This is a genomic window from Lysobacter daejeonensis GH1-9 (genome assembly GCF_000768355.1).
Lineage (GTDB): Bacteria > Pseudomonadota > Gammaproteobacteria > Xanthomonadales > Xanthomonadaceae > Aerolutibacter > Aerolutibacter daejeonensis.
This window is the reverse complement of the sequence record NZ_AVPU01000005.1, coordinates 137,519-157,367: the sequence shown is the minus strand read 5'-3', so window position 1 is coordinate 157,367 and position 19,849 is coordinate 137,519. Positions and strand designations below refer to the sequence as shown.

General features: G+C 68.4%; 22 protein-coding genes. 6 read left to right on the top strand and 16 right to left on the bottom strand.

Going from position 1 to position 19,849, the window contains the following annotated elements:
- Positions 1-70: 70 nt before the first annotated feature.
- The 13 genes from N800_RS04770 to N800_RS04710 form a co-directional block, all read right to left on the bottom strand.
- Positions 71-433, bottom strand: coding sequence for a PilZ domain-containing protein (locus N800_RS04770; RefSeq protein ID WP_036135377.1), 363 nt, complete (start codon positions 431-433; stop codon positions 71-73).
- Positions 430-1,467 (bottom strand): DNA polymerase III subunit delta', encoded by a 1,038-nt coding sequence (locus tag N800_RS04765; RefSeq protein ID WP_052107920.1) that lies wholly within the window; start codon positions 1,465-1,467, stop codon positions 430-432. Before N800_RS04765 ends, N800_RS04770 begins: the two co-directional genes overlap by 4 nt.
- Complete coding sequence (gene tmk / locus N800_RS04760) at positions 1,464-2,117, bottom strand: dTMP kinase (RefSeq protein WP_036135376.1); 654 nt, start codon at positions 2,115-2,117, stop codon at positions 1,464-1,466. Before tmk ends, N800_RS04765 begins: the two co-directional genes overlap by 4 nt.
- On the bottom strand, positions 2,114-3,172 hold the full coding sequence (gene mltG, locus N800_RS04755) for an endolytic transglycosylase MltG (RefSeq protein WP_036135374.1): 1,059 nt from the start codon (positions 3,170-3,172) through the stop codon (positions 2,114-2,116). Before mltG ends, tmk begins: the two co-directional genes overlap by 4 nt.
- A complete protein-coding gene (locus N800_RS04750) occupies positions 3,169-4,056 on the bottom strand; it encodes an aminotransferase class IV (RefSeq protein ID WP_052107919.1) in 888 nt (295 codons plus the stop codon). Before N800_RS04750 ends, mltG begins: the two co-directional genes overlap by 4 nt.
- A complete protein-coding gene (locus N800_RS04745) occupies positions 4,053-5,408 on the bottom strand; it encodes an aminodeoxychorismate synthase component I (RefSeq protein ID WP_036135373.1) in 1,356 nt (451 codons plus the stop codon). The genes N800_RS04750 and N800_RS04745 overlap by 4 nt, the downstream gene beginning before the upstream one ends.
- A gap of 80 nt (positions 5,409-5,488) precedes the next feature.
- A complete protein-coding gene (gene fabF / locus N800_RS04740) occupies positions 5,489-6,742 on the bottom strand; it encodes a beta-ketoacyl-ACP synthase II (protein ID WP_036135372.1) in 1,254 nt (417 codons plus the stop codon).
- Positions 6,743-7,007: 265 nt separating this feature from the next.
- The gene (gene acpP / locus N800_RS04735; protein WP_036135371.1) at positions 7,008-7,247 is read right to left on the bottom strand and encodes an acyl carrier protein; all 240 of its coding nucleotides are present in this window, start codon (positions 7,245-7,247) and stop codon (positions 7,008-7,010) included.
- A 118-nt stretch (positions 7,248-7,365) separates the two neighbouring features.
- Complete coding sequence (gene fabG / locus N800_RS04730; RefSeq protein WP_036135370.1) at positions 7,366-8,112, bottom strand: 3-oxoacyl-ACP reductase FabG; 747 nt, start codon at positions 8,110-8,112, stop codon at positions 7,366-7,368.
- 82 nt (positions 8,113-8,194) lie between these two features.
- Complete coding sequence (gene fabD / locus N800_RS04725; protein ID WP_036135369.1) at positions 8,195-9,151, bottom strand: ACP S-malonyltransferase; 957 nt, start codon at positions 9,149-9,151, stop codon at positions 8,195-8,197.
- Between the two features lie 274 nt (positions 9,152-9,425).
- On the bottom strand, positions 9,426-10,406 hold the full coding sequence (locus tag N800_RS04720; protein ID WP_036135367.1) for a beta-ketoacyl-ACP synthase III: 981 nt from the start codon (positions 10,404-10,406) through the stop codon (positions 9,426-9,428).
- A gap of 215 nt (positions 10,407-10,621) precedes the next feature.
- Entirely contained in the window at positions 10,622-10,816 is a 195-nt protein-coding gene (gene rpmF / locus N800_RS04715; protein WP_036135366.1) for a 50S ribosomal protein L32, read from the bottom strand.
- A gap of 19 nt (positions 10,817-10,835) precedes the next feature.
- A complete protein-coding gene (locus tag N800_RS04710; RefSeq protein ID WP_036135365.1) occupies positions 10,836-11,363 on the bottom strand; it encodes a YceD family protein in 528 nt (175 codons plus the stop codon).
- 123 nt (positions 11,364-11,486) lie between these two features.
- On the opposite strand from N800_RS04710, the gene N800_RS04705 reads away from it, so the two are divergent.
- Both N800_RS04705 and N800_RS04700 read left to right on the top strand, forming a co-directional pair.
- On the top strand, positions 11,487-11,849 hold the full coding sequence (locus N800_RS04705) for a hypothetical protein (protein WP_036135364.1): 363 nt from the start codon (positions 11,487-11,489) through the stop codon (positions 11,847-11,849).
- 7 nt (positions 11,850-11,856) lie between these two features.
- Entirely contained in the window at positions 11,857-12,432 is a 576-nt protein-coding gene (locus tag N800_RS04700) for a Maf family protein (RefSeq protein ID WP_036135363.1), read from the top strand.
- Between the two features lie 24 nt (positions 12,433-12,456).
- Here the strand turns inward: N800_RS04700 and N800_RS04695 are convergent, their stop codons facing one another.
- On the bottom strand, positions 12,457-14,292 hold the full coding sequence (locus N800_RS04695) for an ArnT family glycosyltransferase (RefSeq protein ID WP_036135362.1): 1,836 nt from the start codon (positions 14,290-14,292) through the stop codon (positions 12,457-12,459).
- 44 nt (positions 14,293-14,336) lie between these two features.
- Between N800_RS04695 and N800_RS04690 the strand changes: the two genes are divergently transcribed.
- The 4 genes from N800_RS04690 to N800_RS04675 are packed head-to-tail and all read left to right on the top strand — an operon-like array spanning position 14,337 to position 18,724.
- Complete coding sequence (locus tag N800_RS04690) at positions 14,337-15,290, top strand: AAA family ATPase (RefSeq protein ID WP_036135361.1); 954 nt, start codon at positions 14,337-14,339, stop codon at positions 15,288-15,290.
- 5 nt (positions 15,291-15,295) lie between these two features.
- Complete coding sequence (locus N800_RS04685; protein ID WP_036135358.1) at positions 15,296-16,261, top strand: DUF58 domain-containing protein; 966 nt, start codon at positions 15,296-15,298, stop codon at positions 16,259-16,261.
- On the top strand, positions 16,254-18,239 hold the full coding sequence (locus N800_RS04680) for a transglutaminase TgpA family protein (RefSeq protein WP_036135356.1): 1,986 nt from the start codon (positions 16,254-16,256) through the stop codon (positions 18,237-18,239). The genes N800_RS04685 and N800_RS04680 overlap by 8 nt, the downstream gene beginning before the upstream one ends.
- Positions 18,236-18,724 (top strand): Slp family lipoprotein, encoded by a 489-nt coding sequence (locus tag N800_RS04675; protein ID WP_036135354.1) that lies wholly within the window; start codon positions 18,236-18,238, stop codon positions 18,722-18,724. Before N800_RS04680 ends, N800_RS04675 begins: the two co-directional genes overlap by 4 nt.
- A gap of 72 nt (positions 18,725-18,796) precedes the next feature.
- Here the strand turns inward: N800_RS04675 and N800_RS04670 are convergent, their stop codons facing one another.
- Together N800_RS04670 and recR are read right to left on the bottom strand one after the other, a co-directional pair.
- Positions 18,797-19,150, bottom strand: a complete 354-nt coding sequence (locus tag N800_RS04670) for a histidine triad nucleotide-binding protein (RefSeq protein WP_036135353.1) — start codon at positions 19,148-19,150, stop codon at positions 18,797-18,799.
- Between the two features lie 85 nt (positions 19,151-19,235).
- Entirely contained in the window at positions 19,236-19,835 is a 600-nt protein-coding gene (recR, locus tag N800_RS04665) for a recombination mediator RecR (RefSeq protein WP_036135351.1), read from the bottom strand.
- Positions 19,836-19,849: the final 14 nt, after the last annotated feature.

Sequence of the window (19,849 nt, the reverse complement as noted above, 5' to 3'; positions counted from 1 at the left end):
ACCGCCATCCCGTTGAATCGTCTGCCCCTCGCGTGGCGCCTCGAAGCCCGGGACACCGCCGGCGCGGACGTCACATCGTGTGCGTGGGCTTGTCCGCGTTCAGCAGGCCCGCCAGCAAGGCCTCGATCTTGCCGCGCACGGCTTCGCCCTCGGCGCTGTCGGCAAACTGCACGCCAATACCCGCGGGGCGGTTGCCCTGTGCACCCACCGGCGTCACCCACACGACCTTGCCGGCGACCGGCAAGCGCTCGTTGGAGTCTGGCAGGGTCACCAGCAGGAAGACCTCGTCACCAAGGAAGTAGCGCTTGGGCGTGGCTACGAAGATGCCGCCATGGCGGATGAACGGCATGTACGCGCTGTACAGCGCAGCCTTGTCCTTCAGCGCCAGCGACAGGATGCCCTGCCGTGCGCCGCCCGGTGTTGCTCCACTCATTCCCTACGTCCTCCCTTCGCGGGCGCTGCGAAAGCGGCGCGCCAGCCCATCAGCAATTCGGCCACCGCCAGATCAGCGCGGACCGTGGTCCGCAGCAGGTCGCGCACGCGGTTGGCCTTGTCGAACCACGCCGCCAGACTGCGCGTCCGCACCGGGTCGGTCAAGCGTGACGCCTCCATCAAGGCGATATCGGCCGCGTGACTGAGGCGCAGGGTCACCTGATCGTCGCCAATCCACGACTGGGCGATGTCGGTGGCGTTCGCATCGCCGCGCGCAAGTCGGCCCAGGTCGTCCCCCACCGTGCGGCGCAACGTGAGCCCCCCGCTGTTCAGCCACTCGTGCGCCAGCCCGGGGTGGCCACGCGCGGCCTCCAGGGCCTCTTCCGCGACCTTGACGGAGTGTCCCTGCGACGCCAGCCAAGCCAGCGCTTCGTCGCGCGGCGGGAGGCGAAACTCGAGCCGCTGGCAGCGGCTGCGGATGGTGGCCGACAACCGTGCGGGCTGCGAGGAAACCAGCCAGAGGTAGCGTCCCGGGACGGGCTCTTCCAGCGTCTTCAGCAACGCGTTGCCGGCGGCATGGTTGATGGCCTCGGCCGGGTCGATGATCGCGATCTTGGCCCCGCCGAACTGCGGGGTCAGCGCCATCTCCTCCGAGACGGCACGGATCTGCTCGATCACCAGTTCGGTGCGCAGGCGCGGCGGGCGCGCCTTCTCATTCCACTCGTAGCCCACGAACAGCACATCGGGATGTCCGGTGCGTCCGAACGGGTGCGCCAGCGACCCGTCCGGGCGCAATTCCGGCGGATCGGACTGCGTACGGTTGGCGAACAGGCGACAACTGCGGCATTGGCCGCAGGGCTCGCCGTCGGGCCGCCGGTCGGTGCATAGCAATCGCTGGGCCAGGCGCTCGGCAACCTCGCGCTTGCCCAGCTTCTCCGGCCCGCAGAACAGCAGGCCGTGGCCCAGGCGACCGGCGTCCACGGCGGCGGCAGCCTGTTCATATATGCGTTGCTGCCACGGCGCGGAGGCACTCATGCGCACGACTCCATCAACGCGCGCAGGTGCGCCACGGCCGCGTCGGCCACCGCTTCCACCGACTGGCTGGCGTCCACCACGCGGAAGCGCATCGGCTCGGCCGCGGCGCGGGCCAGATAGCCCTCGCGAACGCGCTCGAAGAAGTCTTCACGTTCAGCCTCGATCCGATCGGTGGCACCGCGGCCGCGTGCACGTTGCAGGCCGATGGGCACCGGCACGTCCAGCAGCAGGGTCATCGCGGGTTGTATTCCGACCACGCGCTGTTCCAGTTGCGCGATGAAGGCGACATCGCCCCCGCGCGCGGCGCCCTGGTAGGCATAGCTGGCGTCAGTGAAGCGATCGCTGATCACCCAATGGCCGCGCTCCAGCGCGGGCAGGATGGTTTCGCGCACATGCTGGGCACGCGCCGCGAACATGAGCAGCAGTTCGGTCTCGGCGGCAGGCGGCTCATGGTGCGTGTCCAGCAGCAGCCCACGGATCTGCTCGGCCAACGGCGTGCCGCCGGGCTCGCGGGTGCAGCTCACCGTCTCACCGGCGGCCTCCAATGCATGGCGCAGCGCGGCGAGCACGGTCGACTTGCCGGCGCCCTCGCCACCTTCCAGCGAGATGAAGCGGGGGCAGGTTCGCAGCGCTGGCAGTGCATCGGTCATTGCGCGTTCTTCGCCTGTGCGTTGCGGTAATTCTGCAGGTACTTGCGCACGTTGGCCTGGTGTTCGGCATAGGTGGTGGCGAACAGGTGTCGACCGCTGCCATCGCCCACCGCCACGAAGTACAGGTGTTCACCCGGCGCCGGCTTGGCCACGGCCTGCAGCGCATCCGCGCCGGGCATCGCGATTGGCGTGGGCGGCAGGCCGGCGCGCGTGTAGGTGTTGTACGGCGTGTCGGTCAGCAGATCCTGTTTGCGGATGTTGCCGTCGTAACGTGCGCCAATGCCGTAGATGACCGTCGGGTCGGTCTGCAGCTTCATGCCGATCTTCAAGCGGCGCTCGAACAGGCCGGCGATCTGCGGTCGCTCCTCGGCAATGCCGGTTTCCTTCTCGACGATGGACGCCAGGGCCAGCATCTCGTCCGGGGTCTTCAGCGGCGTATCGCTGCGACGCTCCGCCCACGCCGCGGCCAGGGCCTTCGCCATCGCACCGTGCGCACGCTTGAGCACGTCGAGGTCGCTGTCGCCGCGGGTGTAGACGTAGGTTTCCGGCAGGAACCGGCCTTCCGGGTGCTGCCCGGCCTGGCCAACGGCTTTCATCAGGGCGGCGTCATCCAGCGTGACCGTCTCCTGCTCCAGCGGTTGTGCCTTGGCCAGTGCCGCGCGCAGCTCGCGGATGTTCCAACCCTCGACAATGGTGAAGCGGTGGCTGATGACCTTGCCATCGCGCATCGCCTCCAGCAGCGCGCGGGGCGTGGTGCCCTCCGGCAGCGCGTACTCGCCCACTTGCAGCTTGCCGGCCGCACCGAGTTGTTTGGCCAGCAGGCGCCATTCGATGGCTTCGCCGGTATCCACCCCCGCGTCGGCCAACTTGCGCACCACGACCGGCAGCGAATCGCCGGAAACCACCACGATGCTCTTGTCGGCGCCGGTGCCAGCCAGCGGCGCGTCGGCGAATCCGGTATAGCGCTGCCAGCCCCAGAACGCGGCGGCCGCGGCAGCGATGAGCAGGATCAGGACCAACAGGCCGGACTTGCCGGAAGAACGCTTGCGACTCACGAATACTCCGGTGCGAAGGCGGGGTGTTCGGCGGCCAGGCGCTGCTGCAGCGCGACCACCAGCGGGTGCGGCGCCCACGTGCGCTCGCCCAGACGTGCGACCGGCAGGATACCGCGCACCACATTGCACAGGAAAACCGCATCGGCTGCCTCGACGTCGGTCACGTCCAGGCGCGCCTCGGTGGCGCCGGTGGCATCCATGGCCCAGCGGCGGCACACACCGGCGATGCCGCAGCGGTCCACCGCCGGGGTCAGCCACCGATTGCCGCGCAGGATGAAGACATTGGCTGCCGTGGCGCACACCACGTCACCTTCGGTGCTGCGCATTAGGCCTTCGTCGGCAACCTGGGGGCGCACAGTCATTGCATCGCCGTGTCGGGAGGCATAGCCAACGACGGGCGCCGATGGCGACTCCGTGCCTCCTGCCTGCCACTCCGCGCGCGCCATCACCTGTTCGAGCCGGTTGCAATGTTTCAGGCCGCCCAGCAGCGGTTGTACAGCCAGACGCGTGTCGCACCAGCGCAGCACCAGCCCCGTTTTCGGCACTACCGGCAGCGGATGCCGCGACAGCAGCCAGGTCGGAATCGCTTTGGTCGGCGGCATGTAACCCCGACCGCCACTGCCGCGGGTCACCAGCAGCTTCAACACGCCGCTCTCGCCTTCCAGCAAAGCCCTCGCTTCGGCGCGGACCTGCGCCTCATCCGGCAGAGGCAACCGAAGTCGCGCCGCGCCCGCGGCCAGCCGCGCCCAATGTGCCGGCCACCATGGCACGTCGCCACGATGCGCGCGCATGGTTTCGAACAGCCCGTCGCCGTAAGCCAAGCCGCGATCGTCGGCCGGCACGGCGTCCACCGCCCGTGCTCCGACGAAAACGCGCACGCTCACCCGTCCACTCCCAACGCCCGGAACATGCCGCGTGCCTTCGCCCGGGTCTCGTCGAGTTCACGCTCGGGAATGGAGTCGAAGACGATACCGGCGCCGGTGCGGAAGCGCGCCGTGTCGCCCTCGACTTCCGCGCTGCGGATCAGGATGTTGAGGTCGAGGTCGCCGTCGCGGTTGAGCCAGCCCATCGCGCCGGTATACGCGCCCCGGCCCTCGCCCTCCAGCTCGGCGATGATCTGCATGCAGCGCACCTTGGGGCAGCCGGTGATGGTGCCGCCGGGGAACGTCGCCCGGATCACTTCGCCGGGCGTGACGTTCTCGCGCAGGCGGCCGCGCACGTTGCTGACGATGTGGTGCACGTGCGCGTAGCTCTCCACCGTCATCAACTCGTCCACCTCGACGCTGCCGGGAGTACAGACGCGCCCCAGGTCATTGCGCTCCAGGTCGATGAGCATGACGTGCTCGGCGCGCTCCTTGGGGTGTCCGACCAGTTCGCGGATGCGGGCACTGTCGTCGTCGCCGGCAAAGCGCGGGCGCGTGCCCGCGATGGGACGCGTTTCGACCACTTCGCCGCGCACCGACACCAGCCGCTCGGGCGAGGCGCTGACCACGGCCCAGTCGGCGCCGGTAAAGATGCCGGCGAACGGCGCCGGGTTGTTGTCGCGCAACCGCTGGAACAGCGCCGCAGGTGACAGCGCCTGCGCGAAACGCGCACGCCAACCTCGCGAGAGGTTCACCTGGAACACATCGCCTGCGGCCAGGTACCGCAGGATCCGACGCACGCCCTCCGTGAAGCGGGCGGGCGGGTCTTCATCCAGGGCCGTGGGCGGCTGCCACTGGGGCATAGCCGGCTGCGACGCGACCGTGCGCACATCCTCGCTGATGGCATCCAGCAGCGCCTCATGCCCGACCTCGGCCACGGCCACGCACTCGCCGGTCGCATGGTCGCGCAGCACTGCGGCCGGGCACCGAAGCGCACAGGCCACCGGCAAACTGCCGGCAGCGTGCGGCAAGTGCAATATGGGTTCGATCTCGGCCGCCAGTTCGTAGCCGAGGAACAATGCCCAACCGCCGCGAAACGGCCAGCGCGGTTCATCGCGCGGAATGCGCGCGACGCGCCAAGCGCGATCCAGTGCCGTCAGGAAATCGCCTTCGACCACCCCATCGGTCGCGTCGCGCGTCGCGCCATCGGCGCCCAGCACCAGTGACTCGCCGTTCGACACCAGCAACAGGTCCCACCGACCCTGCGCGGTGCCGTGGGCGGTGGACTCGAACAGCGCCGCATAGCGCGCAGGCGCCAGGCGGTGCAGGTCCAGCAAGTCGACGGCGGATGGAAGGGAACGCGTTACCAGCATGGACTCGCACTACCGCCGTACAGGCGCCGCCCCGTGGGCCGTCGCGGCGGGTCGCCGACGGCGGTTGGAGCCGGCGTGGATCAGATGCGCTTGAACACCAGAGTGCCGTTGGTGCCGCCAAAGCCGAAGCCGTTGGAGACCACCACGTCCACCTGCTTCTCGCGCGCCACGTTGGGCACGTAGTCCAGGTCGCAGCCCTCGCCAGCCTCATCCAGGTTGATCGTCGGCGGGATGATGCCGGTGTGCAGCGCCATCACCGAGAAGATCGCTTCGGCGCCGCCGGCCGCACCCAGCAGGTGGCCGGTCATCGACTTGGTCGAGCTGACCATGGTCTTGTAGGCGTGGTCGCCGAGTGCGCGCTTGATCGCCAGCGTCTCGGCCAGATCGCCCAGCGGCGTGGAGGTGCCGTGGGCGTTGAGGTAGCCGATGTCCTGCGGGTTGACGCCCGCGTCGTTGAACGCCGCCGCCATGCAGCGGGCCGGGCCTTCGCCGTTCTCGCTCGGCGCGGTCATGTGGAAGGCATCCGACGTGGCGCCGAAGCCGGCGAGCTCGCAGTAGATGCGGGCACCGCGCGCCTTCGCGCGCTCGTACTCCTCCAGCACCAGGATGCCGGCGCCGTCGCCCAGCACGAAGCCGTCGCGGTCCTTGTCCCACGGGCGCGAGGCGCGCGCCGGGTCATCGTTGCGGGTCGACATGGCCTTCATCGAGCAGAAACCCGCCATCGAACTCGGCGAGGAGCCGCGCTCGGCGCCACCGGCGATCATCACGTCGGCGTCGCCGTACTGGATCATGCGCATCGCCATGCCGATCGAATGGTTGGACGTGGCGCACGCGGACACCGCCGAGAAGTTCGGCCCCTTGATGCCGGTGATCAGCGACACCTGGCCCGGCAGCATGTTGATGATGGTGCTGGGCACGTAGAACGGCGAGACCTTGCGCGGGCCGCCCTCGTGCAGCTTCACCGCGGTTTCCTCGATGCCGAGGATGCCGCCGATGCCCGAACCAATCAGTGCGCCGATGCGCTCGGCGTTGGCCTCGGTCACTTCCAGCCCGGCGTCCTGCATCGCCATCAGTGATGCGGCCACGCCGTAGTGGATGAACGGGTCCATCTTCTTGGCGTCCTTCGCGTTCACCCACTTGGTCACGTCGAAGTCGCGGATCTCGCCAGCGATCTTGGTGGTGTAGCCCTCGGTGTCGAAGTGGGTCACCGGGCCGATGCCCGAACGGCCATTGACGATGCCATCCCAGCTGCTGGCCAGGTCATTGCCCAGCGGGGAAACGATGCCAAGACCGGTGACGACGACGCGTCGGGACGAAGCGGGACGGGAAGCCATGGAAACTCCGTTGTCAGCCTGCGGATCGCGACACACAAAGGGCGTCGCCATCCGTGTTGCCGGCGCAATGCCGGCGGGAATATGGGGTCAACCCGATCAACGCATCGGGCGATCCGATTACATGGTGCCGCGACGCCCTACGGCGCCGCACGGGCGGAACCACCGCCCAAAGACACAGGGCCGCAGCAAGCGGCCCCGGTCTGGATCGCAGGAAGGCGGCGTCGAAACGCACCGCCTTCCCCGGGCGCAAGCGCCCGCAAGCGGATTACGCCTTGACGTGCGCCTTGACGTAGTCGATCGCCTGCTGCACCGAGGTGATCTTCTCGGCCTCTTCGTCCGGGATTTCGCACTCGAACTCTTCTTCCAGGGCCATCACCAGCTCGACGGTGTCGAGGGAGTCGGCGCCGAGGTCGTCAACGAACGAAGCGTTGTTGGTGACTTCCTCTTCCTTAACGCCCAGCTGTTCAACGACGATCTTCTTGACGCGCTCTTCGATGCTGCTCATTTCTGCTCACTCCTCCCGGGATCGGGATATCAGACGGATAGTTTAGTGGAATCGCGGGCCTTCGCCAGTATCAGGCAAAAACCTTTTGTTTCAAATCTTTACGACCATCGTACGATGGTCACGGCATGTACATGCCGCCATTGACGTGCAGGGTCTCGCCGGTGATGTACGCCGCCGACGGACCCGCCAGGAACGCCACCGCGCGTGCGATGTCGGCCGGCTCACCCAGACGACCCAGCGCGATCTGGCCGAGCATCGCGGTCTTCGCGTCCTCGGGCAGGTCGCGGGTCATGTCGGTGTCGATGAAACCCGGCGCGACCACGTTGACGGTCACGCCACGCGAGCCGATCTCCTTGGCCAGCGATTTGCTGAAGGCGATGATGCCGGCCTTCGCCGCCGCGTAATTGGCTTGGCCGGCATTGCCGGTCACGCCGATCACCGAAGCGATGTTCACGATGCGGCCCTTGCGCGCCTTCATCATCGAGCGCATCACCGCCTTGCTGCTGCGGTAGACGCTGGTGAGGTTGGTGTCGAGGATGGCCTGCCAGTCCTCGTCCTTCATGCGCATCAGCAGGTTGTCGCGGGTGATGCCCGCGTTGTTGACCAGGATCGAGATCCCGCCGAACTCCTTGGTGATGCCGTCGACCAGCGCCTCGATGGCGCCGGGCTCGGTGACGTTGAGCACGCGGCCATGGCCGCCATTGGCCGCCATGCGCGCGCCGATAGCGGCTGCGCCCGACTCGCTGGTGGCGGTACCGATGACGGTGGCGCCCTGCGCCGCCAGTTCGTCGGCGATGGCGGCACCGATGCCGCGGCTGGCGCCGGTGACGAGGGCGATCTCGCCCGAGAGAGGACCGTTGGCCATGTGACTTACCTCGATGTGGGGTGGATGCCGCGGATGGGGCGGCGCACGGTGGTGCGCCCTGCCCGACCGCGGACGAAAGTACTTACTGCCAATCCGCCAGCGCGGACTCGAAATCGGACGGCATGCCGATCGCACGCGCATCCAGCGACTTGTCGATGCGCTTGACCAGGCCGGCCAGGACCTTGCCCGGACCGCACTCGGCAACGCGGGTCACGCCGCGCGCGGCAAGTGCCTGCACGCACCCGGTCCACTGCACCGGCAGATAGAGCTGGCGCACCAGGGCGTCGCGGATGGCCTCGGCGCCTTCGTGCACTTCGGCATCCACGTTCTGGACCACCGGCAGCACCGGGGTGTGCCACGCCAGGTCGGCCATGGCCTCACCGAGGCGGTTGGCGGCCTCGCGCATCAGCGGCGTGTGGGACGGCACGCTCACGGCCAGCTTCACGGCCTTGCGGACGCCACGCTCGCCCAGCACCGCCAGTGCCTTGTCGACCGCAGCGGCATGGCCACCGATCACGATCTGGCCCGGGGAATTGAAGTTCGCCGGGACCACGACCTCGTCGGCGGAGACAGAGTCGCAGACCTCTTGCACCAGCGCATCCTCAGCGCCCAGCACGGCGGCCATGGCGCCGGTTCCAGCCGGTGCGGCGGCCTGCATCAGCTGGCCGCGCAGGCGCACGAGCCTGGCGGCATCGTGCAGCGACAGCACGCCTGCGGCGACCAGTGCCGAATACTCGCCAAGGCTGTGGCCCGCGAGCACGGCCGGACGTGCGCCGCCTCGGGCCTGCCACAGGCGCCACGCGGCCACGCCGCTGGCCAGCAGCGCCGGCTGGGTGAATTCGGTCTGGTTGAGCTGCTCTTCCGGGCCATTCTGGCTCAGCACCCACAGGTCGACGCCGGCGCCTTCGCTGGCCTCGGCAAACGCGGACTGCACCACCGGGTCCAGCGCCGCCAACTCGCCGAGCATGCCCAGCGACTGCGAACCCTGGCCGGGGAAGACGAACGCCAACTGCGGTTGGGTGGGGAGCGATGCGGTCACGCGGCAGCCTTCGAAGCAAACGAACGGGCCATGATACGAGTGAATGCTCTAACGTGTCTGTACTTCGCCGTACAGTCGGGCGTTTGAAACCATTGGACGAAATTGGGCGTAGTTCACGCTTTCGAACTCGCCTCCTCCCGCACGCCCGGCGCATGACTCCGCCAAGACTGGCCACCGCGGCCACAAGGGCGTGGGCGCCCGCCCAAACGCAAACGCCCCGGCGAACCGGGGCGTGCGATTTTGATGCTCCACCGCCAAGGCGGCAGGGCGTGCGTCAGTAGCGGATCAGGGCCGAGCCCCAGGTGAAACCGCCACCGAAAGCTTCCAGCAGCAGCAACTGGCCACGCTGCACGCGCCCCGAACGCACCGCCTCGTCCAGCGCCAGCGGCACGGAGCCCGAGGAAGTATTGCCATGCTTGTCCACGGTGACGATCACGCGCTCCATGGGCATGTCCAAGCGCTTGGCCGTGGCCTCGATGATGCGCAGGTTGGCCTGGTGCGGGATCAGCCAGTCGAGCTGGTGGCGGTCCAGGCCATTGGCCTCCAGGGTCTCTTCGACCACCGAGTCCAGCGCCTTGACTGCGTGCTTGAACACGTCGTTGCCGGCCATCATCACGCGCACGCCGGCGTTGTGTTCGTCGGGCTTGAAGCCCTTCGACACGCCCACCGGGTTGTGCAGCAGTTCGGCCTTGGTGCCGTCCGCGTGCATGTGGGTACTGAGGACACCGGTCTCGTCGTCGGCCTTCAGCACCACCGCGCCAGCGCCGTCGCCAAACAGCACGCAGGTGCCACGGTCGCTCCAGTCGAGCATGCGGGTCAGGGTTTCGGCGCCGATCACCAGCGCGGTCCTGGCCGCACCGGAACGGATGAACTTGTCGGCCACCGTCAGCGCGTAGACGAAGCCCGAGCAGGCCGCATTCACGTCGAACGCCGGGCAACCGACCGCGCCCAGGCGCGCCTGCACCAGGCATGCAGTGGACGGGAAGATGACGTCGGGCGTGGTGGTGCCCAGGACGATCAGGTCGAGGTCCTTGGCGTCGACGCCGGCCGCTTCCAGCGCGCGCACGGCGGCGTGGTAGGCCAGGTCGCTGGTGGTCTCGCCCTCGGCGGCCACATGACGCTCACGGATACCGGTACGCGCGGCGATCCACTCGTCGCTGGTGTCGACGAGCTTGGCCAGGTCGTCATTGGTGAGCACTTTCTCCGGCAGGTAGCTGCCGGTGCCAGCGATACGCGAGAACACTTGCTTGGTCATGCCAACGGGATACCTCGACGGGGCGGCCCGCCGGTGTCACCGACGCGCCGCGGAAGGGCCCGCACGCCAAGCCTCAACGCCGACCCTGAAAAAGATTGCGGCCCGAAGGCCGCAGTCCTGCACAGGAGCACCGGCCAGCGACCGGCAACTCCGGAGGCGGCGGCAAGTGCCTCCGCCCCACAGCAATGCGCGCGGCGCAAAGCGCCGCGGTGCGATTACTCGGCGTCGACGACCTTCGACTTGACGTCGATGACCTTCTTGCCACGGTAGTAACCGTCAGCGGTCACGTGGTGGCGGATGTGGGTCTCGCCCGTGGTCGAGTCGGTGGCCAGCTGCTTGCTGGACAGCGCATCGTGCGCACGGCGCATGCCACGCTTGGACGGGGTAACGCGGGACTTCTGGACAGCCATGGTCTTGCTCCAAGGAAACTCAGTTCGATTTGTTCTTCAATGCCGCCAACGCCGCGAAGGGGTTCGCGCGCTCCTGCTCGGCCTCTTCGGCCGGCCAGTCACGCTCCATCGCCTCCGTGCCGGGCATCGTCGGCACGACCGGGATGGCCAGGATGAGTTCATCCTCGACCAGCTCGGTAGCCCGCAGCAGCCCGTCAGACGGGACCAGCAGCGGTTCATACCCGGGCGGCAGCGCGGCTTCGTCCGCTTCATCACGGATCAGGCCGAGCCGCTGCACGATGTTCACCGGAAATACGAAGCGTTGCAGGCTGCGCTGGCACAGCAGCGGCAATCCGGCATCGATGCGCATTTCCACGTACGGCACCTGCAGTTCGTCCGTGTCGAACTCCAGCGAGTAAGCCACCTCGCCTTCGGTATCGACCAGACCGTCACGCAACCGGTCCAGCGACGACAGCGGCATGCGGCCTTGAACACCGCGCCGTGCCGCCACCATGCGCCAGGCATCCAGGGTTTCGGAAACCGACGATCGGGGTGCGTCTGCGGACATAAGCTGCAGAATGTTAGGAGGTGATCGCCCCCCTGTCAAACCGGAAAACCCTTGCGGGGCGGTGATTTGCCCCGACGGGGGTGGCCGGTTCAGACTGCGGGGCCGTCCTTTCCCGCCCGCACCGTGACCACCGCACTGATCCTGCTCTGCCTTGCCGCCGTGGCCGTGGGCCTGCTGGCCTACCTGCGCCGTGGCGCCACACCGCGCCAGCGGGCCGTCCGCGAGCTGCTGGATGCCGCCGATGCGCTGGAAGCGCGGCTACGGACCGCACGCGCCGAGATCGCGGCGGTCACCGGCGACGAGGCCCAGGATCCCGTTCGCGACGCCATGCGCGAGATGCTGCGCCAGCGCATGTGGCTCCGCGACCACGGCCAGGAGGCATCCCTGGAACGGCTGGCCGAGGTCCGGGCCTCCATCGATGCCGCCCGCGACCGCATCGACCAGCAACTTTCCCGCATCGACCAGGCCCGCACTCCGACGCACTGAGGCTTCCATGGCCCCGCTGATCCTTGCTTCCACCTCGGTCTACCGGCGCGAGCTGCTGGCCCGCCTGCGCCTGCCGTTCGGCACCGCCCGCCCCGAGGCCGATGAGAGCCCCATGCCCGGCGAGGCGCCAGCCGAACTGGCCTTGCGCCTGTCCGAGGCCAAGGCACGCGCGGTGGCAAAGCTGCACCCGGGCGCGTGCGTGATCGGCTCTGACCAGGTGGCCGAGCTGGATGGCCGCCCGCTGGGCAAGCCCCATCACCGCGCGGCGGCCATGGCCCAACTGGCCGACATGTCGGGACGGGAGGTGCGGTTCCGGACCGGACTGTGCCTGGTCACCCCCAACGGCGCCGCACAGACCGAACTGGACACCACCACGGTCCGATTCCGCGTGCTGTCTGCGGCGGAGATCGAGCGCTACGTCGACGCCGAACAGCCGTTCGACTGCGCCGGCAGCTTCAAATCGGAGGGACTCGGCATTGGCCTGTTCGACGCGATCGAATCCTCCGATCCGACCGCCCTCATCGGCCTGCCCATGATCGCCACGGCCCGCTTGCTGCGCGGCGCAGGCTACCAGGTGCCCTGACCCGCCTGCCGGTGACTCGCGTGCTCAGCGCACATGCACCGGCTGTTCCGCCCAATCTTCCACGCTACCATCCCGGCCGTGCAAGCGCAGGCCCAGCCAATGCCGGCCCGGGGCGACAGCCCCGAGATCGATGTTACCGCCCAGACCCACCTGCGGGTGCGACGGATCGGTGGATATCTTCCAGTACGCGGCAACGCCGGTGTCGCGAAGACCGTACTCGACATCACCCACGGGGCGGCCGTCGAGCAGCACTTCCACGCGTGACAGGCCGACCCCGTCCTTGAAGGCCCAGCCCTTGAGGTCCACGTGCCGCCCGATCACCGCACCGGCTTCAGGTGTGTCCAGCCAAGCCAACCCAGGCGCAGTGCATGGCCCGGCGCCCCTGCCCTGCAGTCGGAACAGCAGGAACCGTCGGCGTCCGTGATCGACATTCACGACGCGCGCGGCCGGCAATGGACCGACCATTCCGCACAGTGCGTGGTAGCGCTCCAGCAATTGCCGGTAGGGCACGTCGGTGGCGGCCACCACGAGCAAGGTCGACCCGTCGCCGGGGGCGTACTGGGCATCGCGATGCAGGCCCCAGAGCCGCAATTGCGGTGCGCGGCCATGATGGTGGTTGAGTGGATGGTCGAGTACGGGAATGGCAGGGTCGCCCATCACGTACCCGAGCTCAGCGCCGATCTTGAAATTGTCGGCAAGCAGGCGCGTACCGGCCGGCAGGGTCGCTAGTTCTTCCTGCACCACGCGCGCCAGCACGTCCCAGCCAGCGAAGTTCTCGGGATACCACTTGGTATCGGCGCTGCGGGCACGAAACGCGGGCACGGAAACGGAAGCGTAATAGCCCAGTACCGCTGCAAAGCCGAGGCCCGCCAACCCCCACGCCAGTCGACGCAAGGTCGGCGACCACGCAGCGAGCGTCGCGGGCACCAGCGGCAGCAAGGCCAGGTAGCCCGGCAGCGGCCAGTGGAAACTCACGCGTTCGTTGTCGGCGACAAAGCCCAGCAGGAAGAAGCCCAGCACCAGCAGTCCCCCACTCCACGCGAGGTAGCGCACTGCCGGCCGCGAAGCCGCCGCCCCGCGTCGCGACGCAGTCAGCATTGCCGCCAACAGCAAGGGCGTGGCGAGCAGGGCTTGGATGGCAACGAACCACAGCCCGTCGGCATGGAAGGCCCACGGGTGCCGGTCGACGAGTTGGAAGCGCAGGCCCGCATCGGCGTTGGCCAGGTTCCATACAACCAATGGCATCCAGGCGGTCGCACCGCACGTGATCGCCGCCCACGTCCATGCGCTGCGCAAGGCGCGCCGCCCTTCGGGCAGCAGCAACAGGGCAACGAAGCCCACGCCGATCACGGCGACGAAACGGTAGTGGGTCAATGCGCCAATGCCCAGGCCCAGCGCCAGTTCGAACGCCGCGCCTGCTTCGGCACGCCGCAGCAGGCGCGTACCGGCATCCACGCACAGCACCGTCGCCAACGCCAGCGCCACGTCCGGCAAAGCGAGCAGTCCGAGCGTGCCGGACAGCGGCAACAACAGCGCCAGGCTGCCGGCCTGCCACCCGACTGCCGCGCCGAATTCCCGCTTGGCCAGCACCACCATCAGCAACGGCACGGCCGCAGCCATCAGCAGGAACGGCCAGCGCAGGCCCAACAGCCCGCCTCCTCCCACTTCAACACCCAGTCGTGCAAGCCAGGCGGTGAGCCCCGGCAAGTCCGAATAGGCGGCCGCAAGGTGCTGCCCTTCCTGCCAGTAGAAGGCCTCGTCCACGAACAGCGGCAAGCGCGCCGCGACCAGCAGCTTGGCCAGCAACACCGCTGCGAACAGCGCAAGGAACGCCAGGCGTGACCGCCGCACATCCAACATCGGAGCAAGACCTCTTACACTCAGGCTGAATACGGGAGAACCACATGGCAGCGTCCCCTTCGAGCGCGAGCATGCTACCTGATGGCCTGCGCCAAGCCCTCGATCGCGCCCAGGCGCAGGTAAATCAGTTGGTGCTGGGCAAGCCTCATGAGGTGCGCCTGGCCTTCGTTGCGCTGCTGTCAGACGGCCACTTGCTGATCGAGGACCTGCCCGGCCTGGGCAAGACGACGCTGGCCCACGCGCTGGCAGCCACGCTGGGACTGGAGTTCCAGCGGGTGCAGTTCACCTCCGATCTGCTGCCGGCCGACGTGGTGGGGGTGTCGGTGTTCGACCCGCAGGCAAGGCGTTTCGAATTCCATCCCGGCCCGGTATTCACCCAGGTGCTGCTGGCCGATGAGATCAACCGTGCCCCGCCGCGGACCCAGAGCGCATTGCTGGAAGCAATGGCCGAGCATCAGGTGACCGTCGACGGTGTCAGCCATGCGCTGCCGGCGCCCTTTTTCGTCATTGCCACGCAGAATCCTGTCGATCTGTCCGGCACATACCCGCTCCCGGATTCTCAGCTGGACCGCTTCCTGCTACGACTCGCGCTGGGTTACCCCAGCGAAACCGCCGAGCGCGATTTGCTGGCCGGCAGCGACCGCCGGGACCTGATCACCCGCAGCCTGCCGCAACTGGGAGCAGACGAGGTGCTGGCGGCCCGCGCGGCAGTGACGGCCGTGCACGCCAGCGACGCACTGATCGGCTACGTCCAGGCGCTGCTGGCCCGAAGCCGCCGCCACCCCGGGGTGCGCGTGGGGCTCTCGCCGCGCGCCGGCATCGCGCTGCTGCGTGCGTCGCGTGCGTACGCGTTGCTGCTTGGCCGTCAGCATGTGCTGCCCGACGATGTGCAGGCCCTGTTCGGTGCGGTCGCGGCACACCGTCTCACCGTCGACGCCGATGCCGGCGATCCGGCGGCGATTGCCAAGTCGATCCTTCATTCGGTCCCCGTCGACTGATCCCGATGACGGCCGCCTGGCGGGCATCCCTGCGCAACCGGGCCGCGGCGCTGGCACGCCCGCGTCATCCCGAATCGCTGCCTGCCCGGCTGGACCGCCATCGCGTGTACGTGCTGCCCACGCGCTTCGGACTCTTCTACGCGGTCCTGTTGCTGGCCATGCTGCTGGGCGCGCTGAACTACAACAACAATCCGGCGCTCCTGCTCGCGCTGCTGCTGGCCGGCACCGGGTTGGCCAGCCTCGTGGCGGCGCACTTGCAACTGACCGGACTGGAGATCGTGGCAGTGGAAGCTGAAGCCGTCGCCGCCGGCCAGCCCATGTCCGTGCGGGTCCATGCCAAGGCAGCTGTTGACCGTGCGCGCCGAGGGCTGCAGGTGGCGTTCGCCCAGGCTCCTGTTCCCACGACGGTCCTGCATCTGGATCAGGGACGCGGCGAAGCCGACCTCTCCCTGCCTACCCAGCAGCGAGGCTGGCTGGACGTACCGCGCTTGACCGTCGCCACGACCCGGCCCTTGGGGTTGGCCAGGGCTTGGGCGTATGTCTGGCCCGAGTCGCCGCTGTTGGTGTATCCCGCCCCCGAAGCCGCCGGCCCACCCCTGCCGGAAGGTCGCGGCGATCGCGCCGACAGCCGCCTGCAGCCCGCAGGCGAGGATGTGCACCATCTGCGCGCCTATCGCCCGGGCGACGCACGACGCGCGATTGCCTGGAAACCTTCGGCGCGACGGGACCAGCTCATCGTGCGCGAGTACGAGCAGCCGCAGGGGGCGGAAATCGCCCTGGATTGGCGCTCATTGCGCGCGCTGCCATATGAGCAACGCATTGCACGGCTGGCCCGCTGGGTCGACGAGGCGGAACGTGCCGGCCGTCGCTACTTCCTGGCGCTGCCGGGGCAACCGATCCTGGGGCCTGCACACGGCCCCCATCATCGCCACGCCTGCCTGCGCGCACTCGCGCTGATGCCACATGGCTGATTCGCACCGCCCCCCGCCGACGCTGGACCCGACCAGCCGCCACTGGGCCTTTGCTGCCGGGGCCGCGTCCCTGGTGCCGATGCTGCTCCAGTTGCCGGGCACCCTCGGTGGCACGATAGCGGCATGTGCCACCGCGGTGGCCGCGCTGGCGTGGCGGCAACCGGCACATGGACTGATCCGCCTGCTGTTGGCGGTATCGCTGGTCGGCACCGTGCTGGTGCTCACCCGGTTCTCGTTTGGTCGCGACACCGGTTGTGCGTTGCTCGCCGCGATGTTGGCGATCAAGCCGTCCGAAACCGCCACCTTGCGTGATGCCCGCAGCCTGGTCGGCTTCGCCCTCTTCGCGCCGTTCGCGACATTCCTGTTGGACCAAGGGCCGCTCAGCCTCGCATTGGGGCTGGTCGCCACCTTGATCTCGCTGGGGGCACTGCAACGTTTTGCCGATGTGGAGGCGGGCGACGCACATGCCGTTCCATTGCGCCAACGCCTGCCCGCGATCGGTCGCTTGCTGGCGATGGGCGTACCGCTGACTTTGGCCGCGTTCTGGCTGTTCCCACGCATGGCGACCCCGCTGTGGGGCGTGCCCGAGCGCGCACTCGCCCGCCCCGGGCTGTCGGACACCATGACGCCCGGCGAATGGGTCGACCTGATGAACGACGACACGCCAGCGTTGCGTGCGCGCTTCTTCGGCGCCACGCCGCGCCAGGAGGAGATGTACTGGCGTGGCCCGGTGTTGTGGCATTTCGACGGTCGCAGCTGGACCCAGCCTCGCTGGTTCCGCAACCTGCCGGTGGCCGACACCGAACCGGCGGACACTCGCTGGGACTATGAGGTGGAGATCGAGCCCACCGACCGCCGGCAGTTGGTGGCGCTGGATCTGCCGCTGGCGGCCCCGCAAGGCACGAGGCTCTCCATCGATCACGGCCTCTGGGCAGAGCGTCCGCAGACGTCCCTGGGGCGCTGGCGGATGCAATCCGCAGCGCCCCGGCGCTATGAGCCGCGGCTGCCCCAGACCCTGCGACAAGTCGCCTTGGAACTACCGGCCGGCTACAACCCGCGCACCCTCGCCCTCGCCCGCCAGTGGCGCCTCGAAGCGGGCGCCAACGACGGTGCCATCGTGCAACGCGCGTTGACCTGGATCCGCGCTGAATTCGCCTACACGCTCGACACCCCGCTCCCCGGACGGCACGCGGTCGATGAATTCCTGTTCGATTACCAACAGGGTTTCTGCGAGCATTTCAGCTCCGCGTTCGTGGTGCTGATGCGCGGCGCAGGCGTTCCGGCACGCGTGGTCACCGGTTACGCGGGCGGTTATCGCAATCCTTATGGCGACTATTGGCTGGTGCGTCGCTCCGACGCCCACGCCTGGGCGGAAGTCTGGCTGCCGGAGCGCGGCTGGGTGCGGGTGGATCCGACCGCGGCGGTGGCGCCCGAGCGCATCTACGACACGCTGGCCGACCGCGCGCCCGGTGCCGGCCTGTTCGGAGCAGCGGGCGGCATGACGCCGCTGCTGAATGTCACCGACTGGCTGCGCCGCGGCTGGAACGATTTCGTGCTTGGCTTCAATGCCACCCGCCAGCAGGACCTGCTCAAGCCGTTGGGCCTGGAGCGACTCGGCACCCGGGGGTTGATTGCACTGTTTGGCATGACCGCCGGGCTCGCCCTGCTTTGGATGCTGTGGTTGAGCACGCGTGGCCCGCCCGAAACCGATCCTGTGTTGCGGGCTTGGCATCGGCTGAACCGGCGCTACCGCCGAGTGGGCCTGGGCCGGGAACCCTATGAGACCGCCGACGACTGGGTACACCGGGTGGCAAACGACCGTCCGGACCTGACGGCCGACCTCGCGGAACTCAGCCTGCGTTTCAGTAATTGGCGCTACGCTGGGCCTCGAACCGGGCGAACGGCCTCGCGCGAGCGACAGGAACTGGTCCGTGCACTCCAGGCCCACCGTCCACGACCACCAGGAGAACGCACATGAAGCTCCGTTCCTTTGTCCTTGCCGTGGGCAGCGCCACCGTGCTGGCGGCGTGTGTCTCGCAACCACAGCCCTTGCAGGGTGTCTTCGCCGAAATCAGCCCGCAGGATGCCGTTGCCACCGACCGCACCGGTGCCGTGGTGCGCTGGGGCGGGCGTGTGGTCGAGGTCGAGCCGCAGAGCAACCGCACCTGCTTCCAGATGATCTCCACCCGACTGGGCAGTACCGCGCGGCCTCTGGCCTCCAGCGACGACACGGGCGGCCGCTTCATCGCCTGCCGCAACGGGTTCTATGATCCGGCGCTCTTCGAGCCCAACCGCGAGGTCACGTTTGCCGGCCGTATCAGCGGTTACGAGTCGCGCAAGATCGGTGAGTACGACTACCGCTTCCCGGTGGTGGAGGCCGACGTGGTCTACCTGTGGCCCATCCGCGAACACGTGGATGTGGTGCAGTACCCGGCGCCGTGGCCCTGGTGGGGCTGGTGGTGACCTCGCACCGGTAGAACACGTGACGCCCGGCCTGGCCGGGCGTCGTCGTATCGGAAGCAAGACCAACCGGCGTCAGTGCGGTGTGCCGAAACGTCCCAGCGGCGCGCCCGCCAGCAGGTGCAGGTGGATCTGGAACACGGTCTGCCCCGCGTCGCCATTGCAGTTCATCACGATGCGGTAGCCGTCCTCGGCAAACCCTTCGCGCTTGGCGTAATCCGCCGCCGCGATCGCCAGCCGCCCCAGCACCTCGGCCTGCGAAGGCTGCAGGTCGTTGAGGGTGGGCACCGCCACCTTGGGCACGAACAGTACGTGCACCGGCGCCTGCGGCGCGATGTCGCGGAACGCGATCAGGTACTCGTCCTCGTAGACGATGGTGGCCGGGATCTCGCGGCGGATGATCTTGTGGAAGATGGTGTCGTCGCTCATCGATGCATCCTCAAAGGGTCCAGGGTTCTGGGGTTGCCGCGTCGCAAGGGCGACCCGCGAGGCACTCCCGCACGCGGCGGCTCGCTCAGTCCGGCATTTCGCTGCGACTGCCAAAGGCATGCGACAGGGTTCCGCGGTCCACGTATTCCAGCTCGCCGCCCAACGGCACGCCATGGGCCAGCCGACTGGGGCGCACCTGATGCTGCCGTGCCAGTTGCGCCAGGTAATGCGCCGTCGCCTCGCCTTCCACCGTCGGGTTGGTGGCGATGATCAGCTCCTGCACCTCGCCTTCGGCCAGGCGTGTGGACAACGCATCCAGCCCCAGCTCGCGCGGGCCGATGCCATCCAATGGCGACAGACGGCCCTGCAGCACGAAGTACAGGCCGCGGTAGCCAGTGGCCTGTTCTATGGCAAGGCGATCGGCCGGCGACTCGACGATGCACAGCTGGTGCGCATCGCGCGAGGCGCTGGCACAGGTTGCGCAGACCTCGGTCTCGCTGAAGTCACGGCAACGCTTGCAGTGGCCGATCCGCTCGATGGCCTGGGCCAGCGTGTCGGCCAGACGCTGGCCACCCTCGCGCTCGCGTTCGAGCACGTGGTAGGCCATGCGCTGCGCTGACTTCTGTCCGACACCGGGCAGCACGCGGAACGCGTCGATCAGTTGTTCAAGCAGCGAAGTGCTCATTGCAGGCGACACGG